The 25,157-nt window shown below is 71.5% G+C and carries 18 protein-coding genes and 1 riboswitch; of the genes, 12 read left to right on the top strand and 6 right to left on the bottom strand.

The window, feature by feature from the left end; translation table 11 throughout:
- The first annotated feature begins 11 nt into the window (after window positions 1-11).
- From AB5J50_RS07390 to AB5J50_RS07380, 3 genes are all read left to right on the top strand, one after another.
- Window positions 12-746: a hypothetical protein gene (locus AB5J50_RS07390; RefSeq protein ID WP_369256056.1), complete on the top strand. Its 735-nt coding sequence runs from the start codon at window positions 12-14 to the stop codon at window positions 744-746.
- 90 nt (window positions 747-836) lie between these two features.
- Entirely contained in the window at window positions 837-1,862 is a 1,026-nt protein-coding gene (locus AB5J50_RS07385) for an alcohol dehydrogenase (RefSeq protein ID WP_369256054.1), read from the top strand.
- A gap of 62 nt (window positions 1,863-1,924) precedes the next feature.
- Complete coding sequence (locus AB5J50_RS07380) at window positions 1,925-2,371, top strand: RpiB/LacA/LacB family sugar-phosphate isomerase (protein ID WP_369256052.1); 447 nt, start codon at window positions 1,925-1,927, stop codon at window positions 2,369-2,371.
- Window positions 2,372-2,430: 59 nt separating this feature from the next.
- Here the strand turns inward: AB5J50_RS07380 and AB5J50_RS07375 are convergent, their stop codons facing one another.
- The gene (locus tag AB5J50_RS07375; protein WP_369256050.1) at window positions 2,431-3,606 is read right to left on the bottom strand and encodes a C40 family peptidase; all 1,176 of its coding nucleotides are present in this window, start codon (window positions 3,604-3,606) and stop codon (window positions 2,431-2,433) included.
- 8 nt (window positions 3,607-3,614) lie between these two features.
- Window positions 3,615-3,775, bottom strand: a riboswitch (cyclic di-AMP (ydaO/yuaA leader).
- Window positions 3,776-3,917: 142 nt separating this feature from the next.
- On the bottom strand, window positions 3,918-8,009 hold the full coding sequence (locus tag AB5J50_RS07370) for a molybdopterin-dependent oxidoreductase (protein ID WP_369256048.1): 4,092 nt from the start codon (window positions 8,007-8,009) through the stop codon (window positions 3,918-3,920).
- Window positions 8,010-8,292: 283 nt separating this feature from the next.
- On the opposite strand from AB5J50_RS07370, the gene AB5J50_RS07365 reads away from it, so the two are divergent.
- The gene (locus AB5J50_RS07365) at window positions 8,293-9,657 is read left to right on the top strand and encodes an FAD-dependent oxidoreductase (protein WP_369256046.1); all 1,365 of its coding nucleotides are present in this window, start codon (window positions 8,293-8,295) and stop codon (window positions 9,655-9,657) included.
- Window positions 9,658-9,849: 192 nt separating this feature from the next.
- The gene (locus AB5J50_RS07360) at window positions 9,850-10,479 is read left to right on the top strand and encodes a dihydrofolate reductase family protein (RefSeq protein ID WP_369256044.1); all 630 of its coding nucleotides are present in this window, start codon (window positions 9,850-9,852) and stop codon (window positions 10,477-10,479) included.
- A 45-nt stretch (window positions 10,480-10,524) separates the two neighbouring features.
- Here AB5J50_RS07360 and AB5J50_RS07355 read toward each other — a convergent pair whose 3' ends face one another.
- Window positions 10,525-11,133: a TetR/AcrR family transcriptional regulator gene (locus tag AB5J50_RS07355; RefSeq protein ID WP_369256042.1), complete on the bottom strand. Its 609-nt coding sequence runs from the start codon at window positions 11,131-11,133 to the stop codon at window positions 10,525-10,527.
- Window positions 11,134-11,385: 252 nt separating this feature from the next.
- Here AB5J50_RS07355 and AB5J50_RS07350 point away from each other — a divergent pair, with 252 nt between their 5' ends.
- The 5 genes from AB5J50_RS07350 (at window position 11,386) to AB5J50_RS07330 (ending at window position 17,316) form a co-directional block, all read left to right on the top strand.
- A complete protein-coding gene (locus tag AB5J50_RS07350; protein WP_369256040.1) occupies window positions 11,386-12,024 on the top strand; it encodes a (2Fe-2S)-binding protein in 639 nt (212 codons plus the stop codon).
- Window positions 12,021-13,013, top strand: coding sequence for a xanthine dehydrogenase family protein subunit M (locus AB5J50_RS07345; protein ID WP_369256038.1), 993 nt, complete (start codon window positions 12,021-12,023; stop codon window positions 13,011-13,013). Before AB5J50_RS07350 ends, AB5J50_RS07345 begins: the two co-directional genes overlap by 4 nt.
- Window positions 13,010-15,133, top strand: a complete 2,124-nt coding sequence (locus tag AB5J50_RS07340; RefSeq protein WP_369256037.1) for a xanthine dehydrogenase family protein molybdopterin-binding subunit — start codon at window positions 13,010-13,012, stop codon at window positions 15,131-15,133. Before AB5J50_RS07345 ends, AB5J50_RS07340 begins: the two co-directional genes overlap by 4 nt.
- Complete coding sequence (locus tag AB5J50_RS07335; protein ID WP_369256036.1) at window positions 15,126-16,313, top strand: XdhC family protein; 1,188 nt, start codon at window positions 15,126-15,128, stop codon at window positions 16,311-16,313. Before AB5J50_RS07340 ends, AB5J50_RS07335 begins: the two co-directional genes overlap by 8 nt.
- 70 nt (window positions 16,314-16,383) lie before the next feature.
- Window positions 16,384-17,316 (top strand): NADP-dependent oxidoreductase, encoded by a 933-nt coding sequence (locus tag AB5J50_RS07330; RefSeq protein WP_369256035.1) that lies wholly within the window; start codon window positions 16,384-16,386, stop codon window positions 17,314-17,316.
- A gap of 56 nt (window positions 17,317-17,372) precedes the next feature.
- Here the strand turns inward: AB5J50_RS07330 and AB5J50_RS07325 are convergent, their stop codons facing one another.
- Genes AB5J50_RS07325 through AB5J50_RS07315 form a run of 3 tightly spaced genes read right to left on the bottom strand, consistent with a single transcriptional unit; the run spans window position 17,373 to window position 21,812 of the window.
- Entirely contained in the window at window positions 17,373-20,564 is a 3,192-nt protein-coding gene (locus AB5J50_RS07325) for a carboxyl transferase domain-containing protein (protein ID WP_369256034.1), read from the bottom strand.
- A gap of 31 nt (window positions 20,565-20,595) precedes the next feature.
- Entirely contained in the window at window positions 20,596-21,291 is a 696-nt protein-coding gene (locus AB5J50_RS07320) for an HAD family hydrolase (RefSeq protein WP_369256032.1), read from the bottom strand.
- Window positions 21,292-21,335: 44 nt separating this feature from the next.
- Window positions 21,336-21,812: an Lrp/AsnC family transcriptional regulator gene (locus AB5J50_RS07315; protein WP_327426809.1), complete on the bottom strand. Its 477-nt coding sequence runs from the start codon at window positions 21,810-21,812 to the stop codon at window positions 21,336-21,338.
- Window positions 21,813-22,037: 225 nt separating this feature from the next.
- Here AB5J50_RS07315 and AB5J50_RS07310 point away from each other — a divergent pair, with 225 nt between their 5' ends.
- A complete protein-coding gene (locus tag AB5J50_RS07310) occupies window positions 22,038-23,525 on the top strand; it encodes an FUSC family protein (protein ID WP_369256030.1) in 1,488 nt (495 codons plus the stop codon).
- Window positions 23,526-23,744: 219 nt separating this feature from the next.
- The gene (locus AB5J50_RS07305) at window positions 23,745-25,130 is read left to right on the top strand and encodes a nitric oxide synthase oxygenase (RefSeq protein WP_369256028.1); all 1,386 of its coding nucleotides are present in this window, start codon (window positions 23,745-23,747) and stop codon (window positions 25,128-25,130) included.
- The last annotated feature ends 27 nt before the right edge of the window (window positions 25,131-25,157 follow it).

The following is a 25,157-nucleotide window of genomic DNA, read 5'->3' as shown; positions in this document are numbered from 1 at the left end:
CAATCGTCGCCATGACCGACGGTATGGACGACGCCGAGAGCCGCCTCGCCAGGATCGAGCGGCTGCTGGAGAGCCGCGAGCGCGAGGTGGCACCCGCGTGGCGCCGGGCGACGCGGGGTGAGTCGCGCTGGGCGGTGACCGCCGTGATCCTGGTGGCGGTCGCCCTCCAGCTGATGCTGCCGCACCGGCTCACGCTCCATCCGTACTGGGCGCTGCCGGTCCTGGAGCTGGTGCTGCTGGCCGGCCTGATCGCCGCGAACCCCCGGCGGGTCGAACCCCGGACCCGGTGGCTGCGGTGGCTGGACCTGGCCCTGATCTGCGTGATCAGCCTGGCCAACGGCTGGGCGGCGGACCAATTGGTGGCGGGCCTGGTGAACGGCACCGAGGGGAAGGATGCAGGGCCGCTGCTGCTGACCGGCGGCGGCATCTGGCTGACGAACGTCATCGTGTTCGCCCTCTGGTACTGGGAGTGGGACCGTGGTGGACCGATGGCACGGGCCGTCGGCCACCACCAGTTCGCCGACTTCCTCTTCGTACAGATGCAGAGCCCGGACACCGCCCCGCCGGACTGGGAGCCGGCGTTCCTGGACTACCTGTACCTGTCGTTCACCAACTCCACCGCCTTCAGCCCGACCGACGTGATGCCACTGTCGCGCTGGGCCAAGATGCTGATGATGCTGCAGTCCTCGGTCTCGCTGGTGATCGTGGTCCTGGTGGTTGCCCGGGCCGTCAACATCCTGCATTGACAGAGCGGGCGGGGGACATCCGGCGCGCGCGATCGGCCCGGAGCTGGTCTGCTGGTTCGAGGGGCCGTCGCACTCGTCCCGGAGAGACACATGACTACCTATCGAGTTGCCCAGGTGACCGCCGTCGGCGGGCCGTTCGAGATCACTGAGCGTGAGGTGCCGCGGCCGGGCCCCGGCCATGCACGGATCGCTGTGGAGGCCTGCGGGATCTGCCACAGCGACTCCTACTTCGTGAATGCCGGCCTGCCGGGCGTCCGGTTTCCGGTGGTTCCCGGGCATGAGATCGCCGGGAGCATCGAAGAGCTCGGCGAGGGCACGCAAGAACGAGGCTGGCGGGTGGGAGATCGAGTGGCGGTGGGCTGGTTCGGAGGCAGCTGCGGCTACTGCGAGCCTTGCAGGCAGGGCGACTTCATCGTGTGCGAGAACCTCAAGGTCCCCGGGTGGGCCTATGACGGGGGCTTCGCCGAGGCGGTGATCGCGCCGGCCGACGCCTTGGCCCGGATTCCCGACGCGCTGACGGCGAGCGACGCGGGGCCCATGGCCTGCGCGGGTGTGACCACGTTCAACGGGCTGCGGCGCAGCTCCGCCCAGCCGGGCGATCGGGTCGCCGTACTCGGCATCGGCGGACTCGGCCACCTGGGCGTGCAGTACGCGGTCGCCATGGGCTTCGAGACGGTTGCGATCGCCCGGGGAGCCGGCAAGGCCGACTTCGCCAAGCAACTCGGCGCTCACCACTACATCGACAGCACGGGAGACACCGCCGTCGCGGACGCCCTGCAGTCTCTCGGCGGTGTCAAGGTCGTGCTGGCCACCGCCGGCAGTTCCGACGCCATCACGGCGACCATGGACGGGCTGTCGCACCGTGGTGAGCTGGTGGTCATCGGGGTGGCTCCCGAGCCACTGGGGATCAGCCCGCTCCAGCTGCTCATGAGCGGCAAGGTCGTCCGCGGCCACCCGTCGGGCACCGCGCAGGATGTGCAGGACACCATGGCGTTCAGCGCCCTGCACGGCATCCGCCCGACGGTCGAGACCGTGCCGCTGGACCAGGCCGACGAGGCGTATCAGAAGATGCTCTCCGGCACGGCCCGCTTCCGGATGGTGCTCACCACCCGCTGACGTACGCGCCCCCGTCGCCCACTCGCAGGACGCGAGCCCAACCGCTGGGTAGTCTCCCAGACATGCGGATCTCCGTTTCCTCGGACATGGACGAACCCGTGGCCCGCTCCCTTGTCGCGGAGCTGTGCAGCCGTGGCCACGAGGTGCGGACGCATGGGGCGCTGCGCCCCGGGGACGACCCGCGGTGGGCGGCGTGCTCGGAGGCGGCGGCCCGGGAGGTCGCCGCCGGGACGTCGGACCAGGCGATCGTGTGCTGCTGGACCGGCACGGGCGCGTCGATCGCCGCGAACAAGGTGCCAGGGGTACGAGCGGCCCTGTGCACGGACGCGTACACGGCGGACGGCGCCCGCCGCTGGAACGACGCCAATGTGCTGGCGCTCAGCCTGCGGCTGACGTCCGAGCCGCTGCTCAAGGAGATCCTTGACGCGTGGTTCGCCGCCCAGGCCAGCGAGGACGCCGACGACCGGGAGAACGTGGCCCATGTAGGACGCCTCGACCTCGGGGGATAGCGGGCCCCAGGGCCGTGGAACCCCGCGACCCCGCGACCCCGCTGCCCCCCTGCCGGGCTTCAGGCGGGCCGTGTCGCGCCGTGGATCGCCGACTCGCCGGCGAAGAAGATCGACTCCTCGCGAAGGTAGCCCCCCTGGCTCGGGGCATGGATCATCATGCCGTCGCCGATGAAGAGGCCGACGTGGCCGGCGTCGCCGTAGAAGAAGATCAGGTCGCCGGGCCGGATACTGGCGAAGGGGATCGCCGTGCCGGTGACCGCCTGCTCGTACGCGGTGCGCGGGAGTGCGACCCCGGCGGTCTTCCAGGCGGCTTGGGTCAGGCTGGAGCAGTCGTACGAGCCCGGTCCGGTGGCGCCCCAGACACACGGTCTGCCGATCTGTTCACGGGCGAAGGCCAGCGCCTTGGCGGCCTTCCTGCCGTACTCGGAGTCCGATGCGCTGTCCGCGCCGAACGGCATGCTCGTGTCGAGCAGCATGCCCCCGGCGAGGGAGGTGTCTGTGCTGAGGGCGGCCGATTGCGGTGTCTGCCACCCCTCCTGGGCCTGGCGGTCGGCCCATGCCCCGGCGGTGGGCCACGCGTCCTCGGCCGGTCGGGAGGCGATCGCGGCCAAGGGCGTGCTCCGCTGTGCGGCGGTGTGCTGGGTGAGCAGGTCGCGGGCCTTGGCGAGCTTCTGCTGGATCTGTTCCTTGGAGGTCTTCAGCGAGGGCTGCCGGGGCTCGATGGCCGCTGCGGGCAGGGCCTTGGTGGCTTCCTGCCGTGTCTCCGGTGCGGCCGGCAGCGCGGCGACGGCCCTGGCGGTCAACTCCGCCACGGGACCGGCGGCCCTCCCGGCGGCGGGACCGGCGGTCAGTTCCGCGACGGGACCGGCGGTCAGTTCCGGGACGGGTCGGCCGGCCGCCGGCTGTGCACGGTCGGTGAGTGCGTTCTGCGGGCGTTCCGCCGGGCGGGCCGGCATTCTGTCGGCCGGGAGCCTGGCGGGCACGGTGGGACCCAGCCGCGTGCGCGCCACGTCGAACCACTGCCTGGTCACGTCGTCGACGGCGGGATCGGTGCGCCTGCGCCCGTTGTCGGCCGCCGGGTTGACGCGCCCCCGCGTCCCTGCGGACGTCGCGCGGGTCGCGTTGTAATTACCGGTGGCGGTCTCGGCCTGGTCGTAGAGGGCGCTGATCCGCTGCCGGACCTCTTCTTGGCTAGGCCCGTCTGCCGCGCGGGATGTGGCTTGTTCCGGCGCCATGGGAGACGCGCTCCTTCCGTGTTCCGCCTACCGAGTTAGCTGTCGGGTTCGGGCGGACGGTTCCGGAAGGTATGCCCTACGGCCCTTGCCCTGCTGGGCAGTTGGGCCGATTCACCCCAAGTTTCGGTTGGGTCCCCGGCTCCGGCTGCCACGGAGGCGCACCGAACTCGGCGGAGGCCGCGCGACCCGGCGAGGTTCGCCGGAGAGAGTCGTGTTGCCTGTCGCCAACCTAGCCAATTTGTGTGGCTCACGTGAAGATTGAAGCGCGAAGTGTCCGATATGTATTTGTGACCTTCGTCGTACTGGCTGCCTCAGTAGACATCGCGGACGTAGCGTTTGTCGGCCGCGAGCTGCTTGACGAACGCGGCGGCGCCGTCCTCGTCCAGACCGCCGTGCACGACGGCGATGTCGCGCAGCGCCCGGTCGACGTCCTTGGCCATACGGGAGGCGTCACCGCAGACGTAGAAGTGGGCGCCGTCCTGGAGCCAGGACCACAGTTGGGGGCCGTGCTCGCGCATACGGTCCTGGACGTACACCTTGGTGCGCCGGTCGCGGGAGAAGGCCGTGTCCAGGCGCGCGAGGGTGCCGTCGGTGAGATGGGCGGCGAGTTCGTCCTCGTAGTAGTGGTCGGTGGCGCGGTGCTGTTCACCGAAGAACAGCCAGTTGGGGGCGGGGTGGCCGAGCGCGCGTCGCTCGTCGAGGAAGCCCATGAAGGGGGCGACCCCGGTGCCGGGGCCGACCATCACCATCGGAGTGGCGGGGTCGGTGGGCGGCCGGAAGTGCGGGGACCGCTGGACGAAGACCGGTACCGGACTGTCCGGTTCGGCGTCCGCGAGGAACGGGGAGCACACGCCCTGACGGAGGCGGCCGTGCAGGTTCTCCCAGCGGACGACGGACACCGTCAGCGAGACCAGGCGGGGATCGCTGAGCGGGCTGGACGAGATGGAGTACAGCCGCGGTTGCAGTCGCTTGAGCGCGTCCGTCCATTCCTGCGCGGTGGCCCGCACCGGAAGCTCGGTGAGGACGTCGACGGTCTGCCGGCCCCAGCACCACTTCGCGAGTTCGTCCTTGTTGTCGGGACGCAGCAGCTTCTTCAACTCGCGCGGGTCATGGACGCGTTCGCTGATGAAGCGCAGCACGTCGGGGGTGACGCGGGTGATGTCCAGGTGCTCGCGCAGGGCTTGGCGCAGGGCGACTTCACCGACGCCCGCGACCTCCACGGTGGCGGCCGGGTCGAGCCCGGTGACGGCCAGCCACTCGCCGACCAGCTCGGGGTGGTTGAGGGGACGTATGCCGAGTGCGTCACCGGCCTCGTACGCCAGCGGTACGTCGCTGTCGCTGGTGTCGAAGGTGAAGCGCCGTACTTCTTTGCCCGCCCCCGGCCGGCTCAGCAGCCTGTTGCCGGTGAGGCGTGCGGTGACCGGGGCGGGCTTCCGTGCACTCCGGGAGGGCGCCGGGGCGAGTGCCGGCGCCGCCACAGGGGCGGGGGTCAGCGCGGTGAGGACCTGGTCCAGCCAGGCCCGCGCCGAAGGCTCGTAGTCCGGTTCGCAGTCCGTGCGGGGCGCCAGACGCACCGCGCCCAGCTCGTCCAGGCGCTGGTCCAGACGGCGGCCGTGCCCGCAGAAGTCGTCGTAGGAGGAGTCACCGAAGGCGAGGACCGCGTACTGCCTGCCGGCAAGGCTCGGGGTGTCGTGCGAGGCCAGGGAGTCCCAGAAGGAGGAGCCGTTGTCGGGGGCGTCACCGTCGCCGAAGGTGCTGGTGATCAGGAGCAGCCCGGCGGCAGGCGGCAGCGCGGCGAGATCGGCGTCGTCCATGCCGACGAGGCTGGCCCGGTGTCCGGCCGAGGCGAGCCGCTCGGCGGTGGCCGCCGCGAACTCCTCGGCGTTGCCGGTCTGCGACGCCCACAGGACGACGATCTCGCGTCCCTCGGGGACGGACGTTCGCGGCACGGAGACCGCGGCGGGCACGGCGCGGGAGTACATGCCGGCCAGCACGCCGTTGACCCACAGCGCGTGGCCGGGGCTGAACGGCGCCGTCGGCGGGAGCACCGGCACGCCGGGGGCGCCCGCGTCGATACCGGCGAGGAATCCGACCAGATAGGTGCGCTCGGTCTCGCTCAGCGCGGGCGGCGGCGGGGCGGGGTCCAGACCGAGGGCGGTGGCCGCAGCGCTCGGCACCGCGTCTCCGGGTGCGGTCGTCCGGGCCATGGCCGGGACGGGTACGTCGGCCCGCGCGGGCACCTCGGCCGGCACGGCAGCCCGCGCGGCCACCTTCGCCAGCGACACCGCGCACACCTTGAACTCGGGCTGGAAGGAGAGCGGGTCGACGGCATCGCTGGTCACGGCGTTGACGCTCAGATACTCGCCGAACAGGTCGTTCCAGTGGAACGGCGCGAAACAGTTTCCCGGCCGGACCCGGTCCGTCACCACCGCGGGCAGCACGGCCCGGCCGCGCCGGGAGGCGACCTCCACCGAGTCACCGTCGCGGATGTCCAGCGCCTGGGCGTCGTCAGGGTGCAGTTCCACGAACGGGCCCGGGTTCAGCTTGTTGAGCTTGGCGACCTTGCCCGTCTTCGTGAGGGTGTGCCACTGATGCTGCACCCGCCCGGTGTTCAGTACGAACGGGTAGTCGTCGTCCGGCATCTCGGCCGCCGGAAGATGCGGGCGGGCGTGGAAGACGGCTCGGCCGCTCGGCGTGGGAAAGGACAGGCGGCCGTCCTCGGCGACGTACCTGATCGGATTGCGGTCGGGCCCGTCGTCGGACGCCGCGGGCCACTGCACGGAGGTGGAGCGCAGCCGCTCGTAGGACACCCCGCGCAGGTCGTAGCCCGTCTTCGGGTTCCAGGCGCGCTTGATCTCCTCGAAGACCTCCTCCGCACTGTCGTAGGAGAACCCCTTCTCGTAGCCCATCTCGCGTGCGACGGCCGCGATGATCCGCCAGTCCGCCATGGCTTCGCCGGGCGGCTCCACCGCGGGCCGGGCGAGGGTGAGGTTGCGCTCGCTGTTGATCAGGACGCCCTCGGTCTCGGTCCACAGCGCGCCGGGCAGGATCACGTCGGCGTATGCGTTGGTCTCCGTGTCGGCGAACACGTCCTGGGTGACGACGAATTCGGCCGCCTCCAGGCCTTCGATCACGGTCTTGCGGTTGGCGACCGAGGCGACGGGGTTGGTGCAGATGATCCAGCAGGCTTTGATGTGGCCGTCGGTCATCCGCTGGAACATCTCCACCGTGCCCTGGCCGACGCCGTCCCCCCGGATCGAGCCCGGAGGCAGCCCCCACAACTCCTCGGTGAACGCCCGCTCCTCGTCCACCAGCACCGAGCGCTGGCCGGGGAGACCCGGTCCCATGTAGCCCATCTCGCGGCCGCCCATGGCGTTGGGCTGGCCGGTCAGGGAGAACGGGCCGCTGCCCGGGCGGCAGATCGCGCCGGTGGCCAGATGGAGGTTGACCAGGGCGTTGGTGTTCCACGTGCCGTGGGTGGACTGGTTCAGGCCCATGGTCCAGCAGCTCATCCACTCCCCGGCCTCGCCGATGAGCCGTGCCGCCTCGCGGATGTCCTTCTCCGGGATGCCGGTGATCTCGCTGACCGTGTCCGGCGGGTAGTCGGCGAGGAACTCCGGCAGCGCCTCCCAGCCCTCGGTGTGCGCGGCGATGAACTCCGCGTCCGTGTGCCCGTTCTCGTACAGCAGACGCAGCAGGCCGTTGAGGAGCGCCAGGTCGGTGCCGGGCCGGATCTGCAGGAACAGATCGGCCTTGTCGGCGGTGGCGCTGCGCCGCGGGTCGACGACGATCAGTTTGGCCCCGGCCTTCTTGACCCGGTCCATCATCCGCAGGAAGAGGATGGGGTGACAGTCGGCCATGTTGGAGCCGATGACGAAGAAGACGTCCGCGCGTTCGAAATCCTGGTACGAGCCGGGCGGGCCGTCCGCGCCGAGCGAGAGTTTGTAGCCGGTGCCCGCGCTGGCCATGCACAGCCGCGAGTTCGACTCGATCTGGTGGGTGCGCACGAAGCCCTTGGCCAGCTTGTTCGCCAGATACTGCGCCTCAAGGCTCATCTGCCCGGACACATAGATCGCGAGCGCGTCCGGACCGTGCTCGTCGACGACCGCCCGCAGCCGCCGCGCCGTCTCCCTGATCGCGGCGTCCACGCCGACGGGCGCAGGCTCCTCCTCACGCCGCTCCCGTACGAGCGCCGTGGTCAGCCGTCCCGGGGCGGCCAGCATCTCCGCCGTGGTGGCGCCCTTGGTGCACAGCCGGCCGAAGTTCGCGGGATGCGCCTTGTCGCCGGACGCCTTGAGGACCGTACGCCGCCCATCGGGCCCCATACCGATGTCGAGCACCATGCCGCAGCCGACACCGCAGTACGAGCAGACCGTGCGCACCTGCGTCGCGGTCGTGGTCACGGGCGATCCCTCTCGTCACTGGATGCGTCCACCCGACCGTACGAAATGCCCATTACGTGCACGTCACGCGAGATGATCAACAGCGGTTACGTGCATCACACAGCGGCCGCGGACGGTGTGTGAGGAGCGACGTCGCGCACGCGTGGCCTCATGGGTCGACCTCATGAGACCTCATAAGCCAGCCTTATGAGGTCATAGATCCAGCCCGGCTACTGACTTAGGATTGCCTTAGTTTAGGCTTCCCGGCGAGTACTCCTGATCATCGCTCGAAGGGAACCTGATCATGCCTCGCCCCCTGCGGGTAGCCATTGTCGGAGCCGGCCCCGCCGGGATCTACGCCGCCGACGCGTTGCTGAAGTCCGCAGTGGCCGTCGAGCCAGGCGTGTCCATCGACCTCTTCGAGCGGATGCCGGCCCCCTTCGGACTGATCCGCTACGGCGTCGCCCCCGACCACCCCCGGATCAAGGGCATCGTCACGGCCCTGCACCAGGTGCTCGACAAGCCGCAGATCCGCCTCTTCGGCAATGTCGACTACCCCCGCGACATCAACCTGGACGATCTGCGCGCCTTCTACGACGCGGTGATCTTCTCCACCGGGGCGACGGCCGACCGGGCGCTCGACATACCCGGCATCGACCTCGACGGCTCGTACGGCGCGGCGGACTTCGTCTCCTGGTACGACGGGCACCCGGATGTGCCGCGCACCTGGCCGCTGGAGGCGGAGAAGGTCGCCGTCCTCGGCGTCGGCAATGTCGCACTCGACGTGGCGCGCGTCCTGGCCAAGACCGCGGACGAGCTGCTGTCGACCGAGATCCCGCCGAACGTCTACGACGGTCTCAAGGCCAACAAGGCCCTGGAGGTCCATGTCTTCGGCCGCCGTGGTCCGGCGCAGGCGAAGTTCAGCCCGATGGAGCTGCGGGAGCTGGACCACTCCCCGAACATCGAGGTCATCGTCGACCCCGAGGACATCGACTACGACGAGGGCTCGATCGCGACCCGCCGGGGCAACAAGCAGGCCGACATGGTCGCCAAGACCCTGGAGAACTGGGCCATCCGCGACGTCGGCGACCGCCCGCACAAGCTGTTCCTGCACTTCTTCGAGTCGCCGTCCGAGATCGTCGGTGAGGACGGCAAGGTCGTCGGCCTGCGCACCGAGCGCACGGCTCTGGACGGCACGGGCAACGTCAAGGGCACCGGCGAGTTCAAGGACTGGGACGTCACCGCGGTCTACCGCGCCGTGGGTTACCTGTCCGACAGCCTCCCCAAGCTGCCCTGGGACGTCGAGTCGGGCACCGTCCCGGACCAGGCCGGCCGGGTCATCGAGGAGACGGGCGAGCACCTTCAGTCGACGTACGTCACCGGCTGGATCCGGCGCGGCCCCGTGGGTCTGATCGGCCACACCAAGGGCGACGCCAACGAGACGGTCGCCAGCCTCCTGGACGACCACGCGAACGGCCGTCTGCACGCGCCCACTTCGCCCGCCCCGGAGGCCGTGGACGCGTTCCTCGGCGAGCGCGACGTCCGCTTCACCACGTGGGAGGGCTGGCACCGCCTGGACGCCGCGGAGAAGGCCCTCGGCGAACCGCAGGGCCGTGAGCGCGTCAAGATCGTCGAGCGCGAGGACATGCTCGACGCCAGCGGCGCCTAGCCCAGGCCTGCCGACTCCGCCCATATTTCCGCCCCATGAATCAGGGGCGGAGCAACCGGGGGAGAGCGCGGTGCGGAAACGCCCGTGCTCTCCCCCGGTCGTCGTAGATTTCCGGGAGAAGCTGTCGATCCGGGTGCGTCCTGTTCGACGCCTGGGTGAGAGCGGGAAACGACGAACCCAAGGAGCACGGCCATGCCCAAGCTGCGCGTACACAACCTCACGGTCTCGCTGGACGGCTTCGCCGCAGGTCCGCGGCAGCGGCTGGAGCACCCGCTCGGCGAGGGCTTCGAGGGGCTGCACGAATGGATGTTCGCCGCGATGCGGGACCGCGCCGACGGCAAGACGGGGATCGACGTCGAGTACGTGGAACGCAGCGAGGAGAACATCGGCGCCACCATCATGGGGCGGAACATGTTCGGGCCCCAGCGCGGACCGTGGCAGGACGAGTCGTGGAAGGGGTGGTGGGGCGACAACCCGCCGTACCACAACGACGTGTTCGTGCACACGCATCACCTGCGGCCCTCGCTGGCCATGGAGGGCGGGACCACGTTCCACTTCACCGACGAGCCCATCGAGACGGTGCTCGGGCGGGCGTACGAGGCGGCGGCGGGCAAGGACGTCCGCATCGGTGGCGGACCGGCGACCATTCAGCAGTACCTGCGCGCCGGGCTGATCGACGAGCTGCACCTGGCCATCGTTCCGGAACTCCTCGGCAGGGGTGAGCGCCTGTTCGACAATCTGGGGGACGGGATCGACGGCTACCGGGTCGCCGAGCTGGTCGGTTCGCCGGCCGTCGTGCATGCCCGGCTGGTCCGCCGATGACGTATCCCCGGCGGATGCCCCTCGGCCGTCTCCGCCGGATACCCCTTAGTCGTCTCCGGCGGCTGCGACCGGTCCCGGCGCGCCCGCCCGCAGCCCGTCCATCACGAGGTCCAGCAGGCGGGCGGCGCGCGGTTGCCAGGCGCTGTGCGGGTCGATCTGCCAGAGTCCGGCGATGGCCAGGACGAAGTCGTCGGGGGTCACCCCCGGGCGGATGGTGCCCGCCTCCTCGTTCGCCTTGAGCAGGAGATCGACGGCCGAGGACACCGGGCCGTGACCCATGCTGGTCAGGGTGCCGCGCGGAGTGCTGGTGGTGGTGGCCGTGCGCAACGCGTCGGCCAGGCCGGCCTTGGCCATGGCGTACTGGGCGAGGCGGTTCATCCACTCCCGCAGGGCCTGGTCCGGCGGGTGGGTTTCCAGCAGCTGGGCCGCGGTGTCGGCGACCTGCTGCACCTCGTAGCGGTAGACCTCCAGGACGAGTGCCTCGCGGTTGGGGAAGTTGCGGTAGAAGGTCCCCTGGCCGACGCCCGCCTTCTTCGCGATCGCACTCAGCGGGGCGTCCGCCGAGCACGTCAGTTCAGCGAGCGCCACTTCCAGAATGCGCTCGCGATTACGTTGCGCGTCGGAGCGCAGTGGGGCGTCCTTCTCGGGGGCCACTTGCCCTCCTTCCGGAACGACGGCCGGGCCGCCCTTGCTAAGCGGACAGCGGTCCGTTAGGTTCATTGATAGCGGACAGGTGTCCGTTTAGAGTCCACTCTAGTGGCTGCCAAGCTCCGTGCACATGGCCGGATCCGATTGCCGACCGGCATTCTCGCGCACCGGCTGCTTTTCAAGCCGCCCTGGACCTCCCATTCGACATGGATCTCCCACGACTTCGACGCGCACCGCGAACGCGAAAGAAGGCTGATCATGGCCCCAGCCCCCTCATCGACGTACAGCGCCATCACTCTGAACATCAATGGCGAGAAGTACACGCTTCCCGTCGACCACCGCACCACCCTGCTCGACGCGCTGCGCGAGCAACTCGATCTGACCGGTACCAAGAAGGGCTGTGACCAGGGACAGTGCGGCGCCTGCACGGTGCTCCTCGACGGGCGCCGCGCGGTGTCCTGTCTGCAGCTCGCGGTCGCCGCCGAGGGACGCGCGATCACCACCATCGAGGGCGTGGCGGACGGCGAGCGGCTGCATCCGGTGCAGCAGGCCTTCCTCGACCTCGACGGGTACCAGTGCGGTTACTGCACGCCGGGGCAGATCTGTTCGGCCCTCGGTGTGATCGAGGAGCACGCGGCGGGCTGGCCGAGTGCCGTGACCGCCGATGTCCGGCCCGAAGCCGGCGCTCCACCGCTCACCGCCGAGGAGATCCGCGAGCGGATGAGCGGCAACCTGTGCCGCTGCGGCGCATATGTGTCGATCGTCCAGGCGGTGGCGCGGGCGGCGGAGGCCCAAGTGGCGGAGTCTCAAGGAGCGTTGCCTGACATGGCAGAGCCTCAAGTGGCCGAGGCCGAGGCGGCCGAGGCCGGGATCGGCGCCAAGGGGGCTGCGGCATGAGGGAATTCGGCTACGAGCGGGTCCTCGACGTCTCCGGCGCGGTCGCCCTGCTCGGCGACGACCCCGACGCGCGTTTCCTCGGCGGCGGCACCAACCTCGTCGACCTGATGAAGGCCGGTGTGGAGAGGCCGACCCGGCTCATCGACGTACGCGAACTGCCCCTGAACCGGATTCAGTTCACTCCCGGCGACGGTCTGCGCATCGGTGCGACCGTCACCAACAGCGATCTGGCGGCCCATCCCGAAGTGCGGCGCCACTACCCGGCGTTGGCGCAGGCAGTGCTGGCCGGCGCCTCGGGTCAGCTGCGCAACATGGCCACGGTCGGCGGGAACCTGCTCCAGCGCACCCGCTGCGGCTACTTCACCGACCTGGCGAAACCGTGCAACAAGCGTGCCCCCGGCAGTGGTTGCCCCGCCATCGAGGGCGAGCATCACAACCACGCGATCCTCGGCGCCTCCGCGCACTGCGTGGCCACGCACCCCTCGGACATGGCGGTCGCGCTCACCGCCTTCGACGCCGTGGTCTCGTACGAAACGGCCGACGGGCCGGGCGAGTTGGCGCTCACCGACTTCTATCTGCCGGTGGGTGACACCCCGCATCTGGAGACCGCGCTGCCGCCCGGTGCGCTGATCACCGGCGTCACGCTGCCGTCGGCCCCGGTGGCCGCCCACTCGCGGTACCGGAAGGTGCGCGAGCGCGCCTCGTACGCGTTCGCGATCGGCTCGATCGCCGCCGCCCTCGACGTCCAGGACGATGTCGTACGCGAAGTGCGGCTCGCCTTCGGGGCGGTGGCGTCCCGGCCGTGGCGGGCCAGGGCGGCCGAGCGGGTGCTGACCGGCGGCCCGGCGAGCGCCGAGACGTTCGCGGCCGCCGCGGACGCCGAACTGGCGGCCGCGAAGCCCCTGCCCCACAACGGATACAAGGTGACGTTGATGCGCAACCTCGTCGTGGCCGTGCTCACCGAACTCGCCGAGGAGGCCGCCCGATGACCACGAGCACCACAACCGCGGCCGTGACCAGGGCCGTCGGCACCGCGCACACCCGCGTGGAGGGCCTCGCCAAGGTCACCGGAGCGGCGCGCTACGCCGGAGAGGTCCCCGACCCCGAACTCGCGCACGGCTGGATGGTGTTGTCCACCGTGGCACGCGGCCGCGTTCGCGCGGTGGAGGACGCCCCGGTCCTCGGGATGCCCGGTGTCCTCACGGTCCTGCACCACGGGAACGCCCCGCGTCTCGACGGGAACTACATGAACCCGTTCGGCCTTCCCGACCCGGTTCTTCAGCTCTTCCAGCACGACCAGGTGCCGTACGCCGGCTGGCCGGTGGCCCTGGTCGTCGCCGAAACACCCGAGCAGGCCAGGGAAGCGGCCGAGGCGCTCGTGGTCGCGTACGACGAGGAGCCGCACGACGTCGCGTTCTTCGCCGGACGCCCCGGGATGTACACACCTGAGGGCTCGGCGCAGGGAAAGGGCGACCTGGAGGCCGAACTCGCCGCGTCCGCCGTGGTCGTGGACGCGGAGTACACCACACCGGAAGAGCACCACAGCCCGATGGAGCCGCACGCGGCGACGGCGCGCTGGGACGACGGCCGGCTCGAAGTGGTGGACTCCAACCAGGGCAGCCGGTTCGTGGCGGACGAGCTCGCGCACCTGTTCTCGCTCGACCCGGGCTCGGTGCGGGTGCGCTCCGAACACATCGGCGGCGCCTTCGGATCCAAGGGAACCCGCCCGCACCTGGTGCTCGCGGTGATGGCGGCGACGGTTCTGCACCGACCGGTCCGGGTCGTCACGACCCGCCGTCAGATGTTCTCGCTCGTCGGCTACCGAAGCCCCACGGCGCAGCGCGTCAGGCTCGGCGCCGACGCCGACGGGCGGCTGCGCGCGCTCGACCACCAGGCGGAGTGCCTGACCTCGACCGTGTATGAATTCATCGAGCGCAGCGCCGATTACGGGCGTCCGGTGTACGACGCGGACGCGCACCACACCGTCAACCGTGCGGTACGGCTCGACGTGCCGACGCCGACCTGGATGCGCGCCCCGGGTGAGGCGCCGGGCTCGTTCGCGCTGGAGTCGGCGCTCGACGAGCTCGCCGAGAAGTGCGGCATCGACCCGATCGCGCTGCGCGTGCGCAACGAACCGGCCGTGGGGCCACTGTCCGGACTGCCGTTCAGCAGCCGCAATCTCCTCGCCTGCTTCGAGGAGGGCGCCCGCAGGTTCGGCTGGGCGGACCGCGACCCGCGTCCCGGCATCCGTCGCGAAGGGCGCCGACTGATCGGCACCGGCACGGCCGCCGCCGCGTTCCCCACGCTCTCCGCTCCGTCCACGGCGGCCGTGACGGCGGAGGCGGACGGCACCTTCACCGTACGGATCACCGCCAGCGACGTCGGGACCGGCGCGCGCACCGCGCTGACCCAGGTCGCCGCCGACGCGCTGGAGGTGGCACCGGAGCGCATCCGGATGCGGATCGCGGACAGCGACTTCGGTCCGGCGATCATCGCCGGCGGCTCGATGGGCACCCGTTCCTGGTCCTGGGCGATCATCGCGGCGGCCCGGGAACTGCGCGAGAAACTGGTTCCGGGCGGCGGCATTCCGCCCGAGGGAATCACCGTACGGTCGAACACGGCGGAGGCCATCGGCGCGCTGACGAACAAGGAACGGCACACCTTCGGGGCGCAGTTCGCCGAGGTCGCCGTGGACATCACCACCGGCGAGGTCCGCGTACGGCGCATGCTCGGGATCTTCGCCGCGGGCCGGATCGTCAACCCGCTCACCGCGCGCGGCCAGTTCATCGGCGGGATGACGTGGGGTCTGTCCATGGCGCTGCACGAGGAGGCGATCCGGGACCAGGCCTCCGGCGGCCACGTCGGCGCCGACCTCGCGGGCTACCACTTCGCCGCCAACGCCGACGTACCGGCCATCGAGGCGGACTGGGTGGACGACCCGGACCCGGACGACCCGGTCGGGATCAAGGGCATCGGCGAGATCGGGGTGGTGGGAGCCGCAGCGGCCATCGCCAACGCCGTCTGGCACGCGACCGGCGTACGCCACCGGAACCTGCCGATCCGGCCCGATCGCGTCCTGCTGGGGACTGAGGGAGCCCGGGGTGCTTGACATCGCCGACGAGCTGAACCGGTGGGTCGAGGAGGGCAGGGACTTCGCCGTCGCGACCGTCGTGAGCGTCGGCGGCAGCGCGCCGCGCGGACCCGGCGCCGCCCTAGCCGTCGACAGCCACGGCACGGCCATCGGCTCGGTATCCGGCGGCTGTGTCGAAGGGGCGGTGTACGACCTGTGCGTCCAGGCGCTCCAGGACGGCACGACGGTCCTCGAACGCTTCGGCTACAGCGACGAGGACGCGTTCGCGGTGGGCCTGACGTGCGGCGGGGTGATCGAGGTGCTGGTCACGCCCGTACGTACGGATGACTCGACACGTACGCATGAGCCGGTACGCGCGGATGAGGCGCTACGCACGGACGACTCGGTGTTCGCGGCATGGTTGTCGGCCGCCGCCCGGGGAGAGGCGGTGGCCCTCGCCCGGGTGGCCCGGGGCCCCGTCGGACTACGGGGCAGCGCGCTGCTCGTCCACACCGACGGATCGTACGAAGGTGGCCTCGACGTGCACCCGGAACTGGACGGGACCGCAGCCGCGGAGGCCCGCGCGATGCTGGACGCGGGCCGTACCGGCACCGTGGAGATCTCCGAGGACGGAGCGCGCTGCCCGGGCGGCGTGACGCTGTTCGTGGAGTCGAGCGTGCCGCCGCCCCGGATGATCGTCTTTGGTGCCGTGGACTTCGCGGCGGCGCTGGTACGGGTGGGCAAGTTCCTCGGCCACCACGTGACGGTGTGCGACGCCCGGCCGGTGTTCGCCACGGGTGCCCGTTTCCCGGAGGCGGACGAGGTCGTCGTCGACTGGCCGCACCGCTACCTCCGGCGCACCGGGACCGACCACCGCACCGTCCTGTGCGTGCTCACCCATGACGCCAAGTTCGACGTGCCCCTGCTGGAGACGGCCCTGCGCCTGCCGGTCGCGTACGTCGGTGCGATGGGCTCCCGCCGCACCCACGAGGACCGCAACCGCCGGCTGCGCGAAGTCGGCGTCACCGAAGGCGAGTTGGCGCGCCTTCGCTCCCCGATCGGCCTCGACCTCGGTGCCCGTACGCCCGAGGAGACCGCCCTGTCGATCGCGGCGGAGATCGTCGCGGCCCGGCGGGGCGGGTCGGGCGTTCCGCTGACCGGTGCGGGGACGCCGATCCACCACGACCGGGTGACGGTGTTGGCGACCGCAGCCGGATGACTCATGCGGAATGACCCCCCACACCGCAGTCTGGAGGTAGGGATTCGGAGCCGGAGGCCTGGAGGTCGGCATGAGCACGATGCACGCGGTACGCGGTCACCGTCGCGGCGGGCCGGAGCAGCTGACGTACGAGGTCGTACCGCGTCCCGAAGCGGGCGCGGGGGAGGTGCTGCTCGCCGTGCGGTCGGCGTCGATCACGTTGGGTGAGCTCGCGTGGGACGCGACCTGGACCGACAGCTTCGACGGCAGCGGTAGCCCGCGCACGCCGATCATCCCCTCCAAGGAGGTCTCCGGGATCGTTGCCCGGGTGGGCCAGGGGGTGACCGACTGGGACGTGGGTGACGAGCTGTACGGGCTGATCCCCTTCACCAGGGACGGGGCCGCCGCCGAGTACGTCGCCGTCCCCGCGGCCGTGCTGGCCGCCAAGCCGTCGAGCCTCGACCACGACCATGTGGCGGCCCTGCCGCTCGCCGGGCTGACGGCCTGGCAGGGGCTGGTCGGGCACGGTGGCCTGCGCCCCGGCTTCCGCGTGCTGGTGCACGGCGGCGCGGGCGGTGTCGGTTCCGTCGCCGTACAGCTGGCGGCCGCCCTGGGCGCCTCCGTCACCGCGACGGCCTCGGCCGGAGCCGCGGACTTCGTGCGCGAGCTGGGTGCCGAGCAGGTCATCGACTACCGCACCGAACGCTTCGAGGAGCACGTCAAGGACATGGACCTGGTCCTCGACACCGTCGGCGGCGACACCCAGGACCGCTCCTGGCAGGTGCTGCGCCCGGGCGGTGTGCTGGTCAGCATCGTGGCTCCGCCGGACCCCTCGAAGGAGGGCGGCGTGTTCTTCGTCGTCGAGCCCGACCGGGCCGGCCTCGACGAGCTGACCCGGCTGGTCGACGACGGCAAGCTGGTACCGCGGGTCGAGCGTGTGGTGCCGCTGGCCGAGACCGCCCAGGCGTACATGGCGCTTGAGGAGGGACATCGGCTCGGGAAGATCGTGCTCCGGGTGTCGTGAGCGCAGGGGTGCCCTGAGCGGCGGCCGTGAGCGGGAGGGGCGTGCTCGTAGGCGCCTCACCATGTGTCGATGAACGAGCGCCCGCGCTCCGCAGGGAGAGACGGGCCGCCGTCCAGTGCCGCCAGGATCCACGCACGCGACTCCGCCGGATCGATCACCGCGTCGATCTCCAGTGCCGCCGCCGCGTTGACCGCCTTCCCGTGCTCGTACAGTTCGGCCACGCGCGTCTCGAAGGCGCGCTCGCGTTCCCCGGGGTCGGTGATCGCCGCCAGTTCCTTGCGGTAGCCGAGGCGGACCGCGCCCTCCAGGTCCATGCCGCCGAACTCGCCGCTCGGCCAGGCGGCGGTGGCCAGGGGAGCGCGGGTGGAGCCGCCCATCATGGCCATGGCGCCGAGCCCGTACGCCTTGCGCAGGACGAGGCCGACGAGGGGGACGCGGAGGTTCGCGCCGGTCACGAAGAGGCGGGCGAAGTGCCGTACCGTGGCGGTGCGTTCGGCGTCCGGGCCGACCATGAAACCCGGGGTGTCGCAGAGCGAGACGACCGGGAGTCCGAAGGCGTCGCAGAGTTGCAGGAAGCGGGCCGTCTTGTCCGCCGCGTCGCGGTCGAGGGCGCCGCCCAGGTGGGCCGGATTGCTGGCGATGAGGCCAAGAGGGCGGCCTTCGATACGGACGAGGCACGTCAACACCCCGATGCCGAAGGCCCCGCGCAGCTCCAGTACCGAGCCGGTGTCCGCCAGCGCCTCGACGGCCGCGTGCATGTCGTACACGCGTCGGCGGTTCTCCGGGACGACATGCCGGAGCAGCCGCTGGTCCGGTGCCTCCCAACTGGCCTGTGCACCTTGGAAGTACGACAGGTACCGGCGTGCCACTTGCACCGCCTCCGCCTCGTCGGCCACCGCCAGGTCCACCACCCCGTTGGGGACTTGGACCGACAGCGGGCCGACCTCCTCCGGGCGGTACACGCCCAGGCCGCCGCCCTCGATCATCGCGGGGCCGCCCATGCCGATCGAGGCGTCCGGCGTCGCGATCACGACGTCGCAGCAGCCGAGCAGTGCCGCGTTGCCCGCGAAGCACCGTCCCGAGGCGATGCCGACGAGCGGTACCAGGCCGCTCAGCCGTCCCATCCGGTGGAAGGTCGTCACGTCCAGTCCGGCGACGGAGGTGGTGTCCGTGTCCCCGGGGCGGCCACCGCCCCCCTCCGCGAACAGCACGACCGGCAGCCGCCGTTCCTCCGCGAGTGCCAGCATCCGGTCGGTCTTGCGGTGGTTCTGCAGCCCTTGTGTGCCCGCGAGCACCGTGTAGTCGTACGACATCGCCACGCACGGCCCGCCGCCCACGCGCCCGGTCCCGGTGATCATCCCGTCGGCCGGCGTCGAACGGATCAGGTCGTCCAGCGAGCGCCGCTGGCGCTGGGCGGCGATCGCCAGGGCCCCGAACTCGGTGAAGGTTCCCTCGTCGCACAGGTCCTGGATGTTCTCACGGGCGGTGCGACGCCTGATCGCATGACGTTTCGCGACGGCCTCGGGACGGTTCTCGTCCAGGCCGAGGGCGTGGCGGCGCACCGCCTCGGCCAGATCGGGGCGTACGGCGTTCAGGTCCGGGGTCGTGTCGGCGTCCGACCCGGCGGTCGCGCCGGTCAGCTCGTCCAGTGCCACCAGAGGACGCCCTTCGCCGACCGTCTCGCCCACGCGCACGTGCAGCGCGCGGACGACACCGGCGCCCGGAGCCCGTACGACGTGCTCCATCTTCATGGCCTCCAGGACCAGCAACTGCTGGCCGGCCCGCACCGGTTCACCCGGAGCGACGGCGACCGAGACGACCGTGCCGCTCATCGGCGCGTGCACCGTCCCGTCCGTGTCCACCGGATCCGCTTCCTCCTCAGCGGGCAGAAGCTCGGCCAGGTGCTCCTCGACGAATCCGGTGTGCCGCCAGAACCCCGGTCGGTCAAGAACCGCCCGCAGCAAGGGAATTCCGGTCCGCACGCCCTCGACCTCGAACTCGCCGAGCGCCCGCCGGGCCCGGTCGCACGCGGCGTCGACGCCGTGCGGCACATGGGCGATCACCTTGGCGAGCAACGAGTCGTAGCGGAGGTCCACCGGGGCGCCGGCCCGCACCGCTGTGTCGACCCGCACGCCCGGCCCCGTCGGCACGTCGAACCGCGTAAGCCGCCCGGCCGACGGCCGCACCGTGCCGTCGGCGGACGTGACCTCGGCGTTGACCCGGGCCTGGACGGCGAACCCACGGGGCTCGGCCGGGGGCCCCGCGAGCCCCAGCGCCTCCAGCGTCTCGCCCGTGGCCAGCCGCAGTTGTACGGCGACCAGGTCGACGCCCGTCACCTCCTCGGTGACCGTGTGCTCCACCTGGAGCCGGGGATTGGCCTCGATGAAGTGGAACGCGTCGTCCTGTTCCTGGTCGTCACGTTGTTCTCGCACGAGTGGTTCCCGCACGAGGAACTCGAAGGTAACCAGGCCTGTGCAGCGCGTGGCGTGAGCCATCCGCAGGGCGGCGGAATGAAGCTTCTCCCTTGTGGCGGCGGCCAGTTCGGGAGCGGGCGCGATCTCGATCAGCTTCTGATGGCGGCGCTGGGCGCTGCAGTCCCGCTCCCAGAGGTGTGTGACGGCGCCGATGGCGTCGCCGACGATCTGCACCTCGATGTGCCGGGCACCCTCCAGCAGCCGTTCCACGTACAACTCGTCGCGCCCGAAGCTGTGCCGGGCCTCCGAGCGGCACCGCTCCCACGCCTCCGCCAGCTCCCCGACGGAGCGCACCGCCCGCATACCGCGACCGCCGCCCCCGCCGACCGCCTTGATCATCACGGGACCGCCGGCGAGGAAATCCCGCGCCCCTTCGAGCGTGGTGGCGCCGTCCGATCCGGGCAGGACCGGCACTCCCAGCGAAGCGGCGAGGGCACGCGCGCGTGCCTTGTCGCCGAACAGGTCCAGGACATCGGGGGAGGGGCCCACGAAAGTGACGCCGGCCGCCGCGCAGCGCCGCGCGAAGGCGGCGTCCTCGCTCAGGAACCCGTACCCGGGGTGCAGGAACGCGCACCCGGTCTTCCGCGCGGCCGCCACCACCGCGTCCGCGTCGAGGTAGTCCCGCAACGGCACGGCGTCGTCGGCCCGCCCGGCATGCTGGTCGTCGCCGTCCGTGTACACCGCGACCGTGCGCAGCCCGAGTTCGGAGGCGGCGCGCAGCACCCGTACGGCGATCTCCCCGCGATGGGCGACGAGTACGGCGGCAGAACCCATGTGCCCTCCCTTCCCCGGAAGTTGTGGAAGTTCAGGATGCCGGAGTGGACTCCGCGAGCCAGTCGTACGCGGACCGCGCCGTGAAGTCGGCCTGGCCGCCGCGCAGCAGCAGCCCGGCCGTCGCGAAGGCCGGGTCGTCGGCATGTGCGGCGACATACGGGATCGCGATGCAGCGCATCCCGGCCGCGTGCGCGGCGGCGGCGCCCGGCGCGGCGTCCTCCATGACCACGCAGTCCGCCGGGGCGGCACCCAGACGGCGCGCCGCCTCCAGGAAGACATCGGGGGCGGGCTTGCCGTGTGCGACCTCGTCGGCCGAGACGACGGTCGTCAGGTGGGAGGCGAGGCCCGAGCCCGCCAGGATCGCCTCGATGGCCTCCGGCGAGGACCCCGAGGCGACGGCCATCGGGACGCCCTCGGCCGCCAGCAGCTCCACGAACTTCCGCATCTCCGGGTACACATGCGTGGCGGCGCGGGCCAGCTCCAGATAGCGGCGGTTCTTTTCGGCGAGCAGGGTGTCGAGCGGGGCGGACAGGCCGTAGCGCTCCTTCCAGAGCGAGAGCGTCTCCTGGGTGCTGATGCCGACGTACCGCTCGTGGTCGGCCCAGGTGAAGTCGGTGATGCCCTGCCCGGCGAGCGTCTGCCGCCCCGCTTCGAAGTAGTTCGGTTCGCTGTCCACGAGCGTTCCGTCGAGATCGAAGATGACCGAAGTGCCGCCGAGAGTGCTCATGGGGTCCAGGATGCCAAGGGGCCGGCTCCTCGCACGCGTGCGGATCAGCCCTTGGCCGCGCGCCCGATCGACTCCACCAGCGGCAGCAGCCGCTGCGGGACACGTTCGCGCAGCGCCACCTCCGTGCGGGTGCGGACGACACCCGGCAGGCTGATCAGCGTCTGGATCACGTCCTCCAGGTGTCCGTTGTCGCGCGCCACGACCCGGGTGAGCAGATCACCGCCGCCCGTGATCGAGAACACCTCGATGATCTCCGGCACGGCGGCCAGCGCGTCGCCCACGTCGTCGAGATGGCCCTGCGTGACCTCGATGTGCACGAAGGCCAGGACGGGGTGGCCGAGCGCGGCGGGGGACAGGGACGGGCCCGTACCGGTGATCACTCCGTCCCGCTCCAGCCGGTCGAGGCGAGCCTGGAGCGTGCCACGGGCGACCCCGAGCATGCGGGCGTACTCGCGCACACTGGTGCGCGGCTGCTCCAGAAGCAGCCGCAGAATGCGGGTGTCAAGCTCGTCCACGGCCATAGTCCGTTGGCCTCCTTGCTGTCTGCGGCGTTCGCCTCAAACTGTACCAATGGCTCAGTCGAAACCGAGCCGGTTGAACCAGTTCCTGGCTGTTGCTTACCTTGTCTGTATTGATGGCGCTGCGCAGCGCCGGACGGCAAGGACGCCGTACCGGACCCGCGGCGCCTTTCCCATGTCTTGAAAGTGTCGATGCGTAGTGGGGGCGGGCCGCCGACGGTGAAGAAGATGTTCATGGCTCCGGATCCGGGACTGTTCCGGCTGCGGGTCTCGCTGCGGGCGGTCCTCGGCATAGGCCTCGCGGTGACTCTGTCCGAGCTGGCCGGGCTCTCGCTGTCCGCGTCCATCACGGGCGGGCTCGCGGCGCTCCTCGCACTGTTCACGGTCGGTGACACGACCGTGCGCGGCCAGGCCCTCACCACCGCCCTGCTGCCGGTGGCCGGCCTCCCGGTCCTCGCGCTCGCGACCGCCCTGCACGGGATGCCGCCGCTGCGCGACGCGACCTGGCTCGCGGTGATCTTCTGCGGGGTGTACGCCCGCCGCTGGGGCCCGCGCGGCCACGCCCTCGGCATCTTCGCGTTCATGATGTTCTTCACCACCCAGTTCCTGCACGCCGTCCCCGGCCAGCTCCCGCAGCTGTACGCCGCCGTCGCGCTGTCGCTGGCGGCGTCCTCGGGGGTGCGCTTCGGCGCGTGGTGCATCGAGCGGCGCACTCCGCCGCCCGCCGCGCCGGCGCCGCTGGACGGGCGCGGGCTCGCGCGCCCCGCCACGCGTCAGGCCTTCCAGGCCACGGCCGCCTGCGCCTTCGCCCTCTCGGCGGGCCAGGCGCTCTCGCACGACCGCTGGTACTGGGCCGTCGGCACCGCCTGGTGGATCTTCGTGAACACGGCCTCACGCGGAGAGACGCTCATCCGCGGCTTCCGGCGCGTCGTCGGCACGGTCACCGGCATCGTGGCCGGGCTCCTGATCGCCGTACCGCTGCACGGCGCCCCGGTACCCACCGCCGCGCTCGTCGCGGTCTGCGTCTTCGGGATCTTCTACACGGCCGCGCCGTCGTACAGCTGGATGATGTTCTTCGTCACCGTCATGGCGGGACTGCTGTACGGACTGCTCGGCGTGCTGCACCCCGGGCTGCTCGGTCTCCGCCTCGCCGAGACCGGTGTCGGCGCGCTCGGCGCCGCGCTCGCCGTCGCGCTGATCCTGCCCATCACCACGCACACGGTCACCGACCGGTGGGTCGAGCGGGCGCTGCACGCGGTGCACGGCTGCACCGCGACGGCGGCCAGGAGGCTCGCGGGCGACGCCCACGCCGACCCGGCGCCGCGCGCGGCAGAGCTCGAAGCACTTCTGGGGCGCGTACGCATGGCGCTCGCGCCCCTGGTGCATCCGCTCAACCCGGTGCGGGCCCGCAAGGCCCGCGCCCGCCAGATCCTCGCCCTCCTCGACGACTGCGCCCGTGAGGTACGCGGTCTCGCGGCCGTCGCAGCCGACCCGGACGCCTCGCACGACGCCCGCCTCACGGCCGCGTGCCGACGCGTGGAGACGGCGATGGAGTCCCTGGTCGGCGCGGTGCCGGAACGCGCCCTGACGGCCCAGCACGGCGCCCCGGGCCATCACCCCGGCGCCGAGCAGGCACTCGCCCACCTCTACGGCCTGGAGCGGGCTCTCGTCGCGCTGGCCACGCCCCTGCGCGGCTCGCGGCTCGCGGGCGTCTGACGTCCCCGGGACGGGACGCGGCTCATGAGCGTCCGACGCTTTCCGGGCCGGGACTCCGACGTCGGCACTTGGACACCAACCTCCGGAATGAGGCACATTTACCGGCCATCTAGAGGGTGGATCACCGCACCGACCGGGTAACCCCGCGGCTATCAGACGCACGGATCCCGCGGACCGTGCGGGAGCGGCCCGCGGGCGGAGCCGCTTGGGGGTGGCACCATGCGGGACTTCCCTCGCAGAACCGGACACGGGGAGCACTTCGCGGAGGACGGGAGCGCGGGGTGCCCGGCACCGTGGGACGGTGGGCCGGGAGGGTGGCTGGACCGGGTTCCGGCCCGTCGCGGGGGAGACGGTACGGCCCCGAGCGCGCCGTACGCGCAGGTCGGCGCCGGCACCGGTCCACAGACCCCGGGCCTCAGGGGACAGCTGATCCCCCGTCGTTTCGACGCCGGCGCCCGAACCCGTCACGACGCCGTCTCCCGCGGCCCCGATCCCACGCCGCACGAACTCCTGCGCGCCGCTGCCGAGTTCCTCACCCTCCACCACACCGAGGAACGCCTCGGCGACCCGGGCCGCCGGATCGCCGCCGCCCGCCGGGAGATCGCGGACACCGGGACATACCGGCACGCCAGGGAAGAGCTCGTCTTCGGTGCGCGCGTCGCATGGCGCAACGCCAACCGGTGCATAGGGCGGCTGTACTGGCACTCCCTGTGCGTGCGGGACCGCAGGGACGTGCGGGACGCGGAAGAGGTCGCCGAGGGCTCGGCGGACCATCTGCGGGAGGCGACGCACGATGGCCGGATCCGGGCGCTCATCACGGTCTTCGCGCCCGACGAGCCGGGGCGCCCCGGCCCCAGGATCTGGAACGAGCAGCTCATCCGGTACGCGGGCTACGCACGCCCGGACGGCGGCGTGACCGGCGACCCGCGCAACGCGGGCCTCACCTCGCTCGCCCAGCGGATCGGCTGGCCCGGTGGCCCCGGCACCCCCTTCGACGTACTGCCGTTGGTGGTCCAGGGCTCCGACGACAAGCTCCGCTGGTTCGCGTTGCCGGACGACGCGGTGCTCGAAGTGGAGCTCGCCCACCCCGAGTACACCTGGTGGCGCGCGCTCGGACTGCGCTGGCACGCGGTGCCCGCGCTCGCCAACATGTGCCTGGAGATCGGTGGCATCTGCTACCCGGCGGCCCCGTTCAACGGCTGGTACATGGGCACGGAGATCGGCGCCCGCAACCTCGCCGACACCGACCGCTACGACCTTCTGCCGTTCATCGCCGACCGTCTGGGCCTGGACACCCGCACCGACCGCTCCCTGTGGAAGGACCGCGCGCTCGTCGAACTCAACCGCTCCGTGCTGCACTCCTTCGACCGCGCGGGTGTCACCGTCACCGACCACCACACCGAGTCCCGTCGCTTCCTCACCCACCTCGGCCGCGAGGAACGCAAGGGCCGCCCGGTCGGCGCGGACTGGTCGTGGATCGTGCCGCCCATCTCCGGCAGCGCCACGCCCGTCTTCCACCGCACGTACGAGGCCGTGGAGCGGCGGCCCGCGTACGTCCACCACCCGGAGGCCCTTGAACGGGCGCGGGGCACTGCCTTGGTCTAGACCGCCGATCTACGACTGCTACCGTCG

The sequence above is a fragment of the Streptomyces sp. R35 genome (genome assembly GCF_041053035.1).
Lineage (GTDB): Bacteria > Actinomycetota > Actinomycetes > Streptomycetales > Streptomycetaceae > Streptomyces > Streptomyces lutosisoli.
Note: the sequence above shows the minus strand (reverse complement) of the source record. Positions and strands in the feature narration are given on the sequence as shown.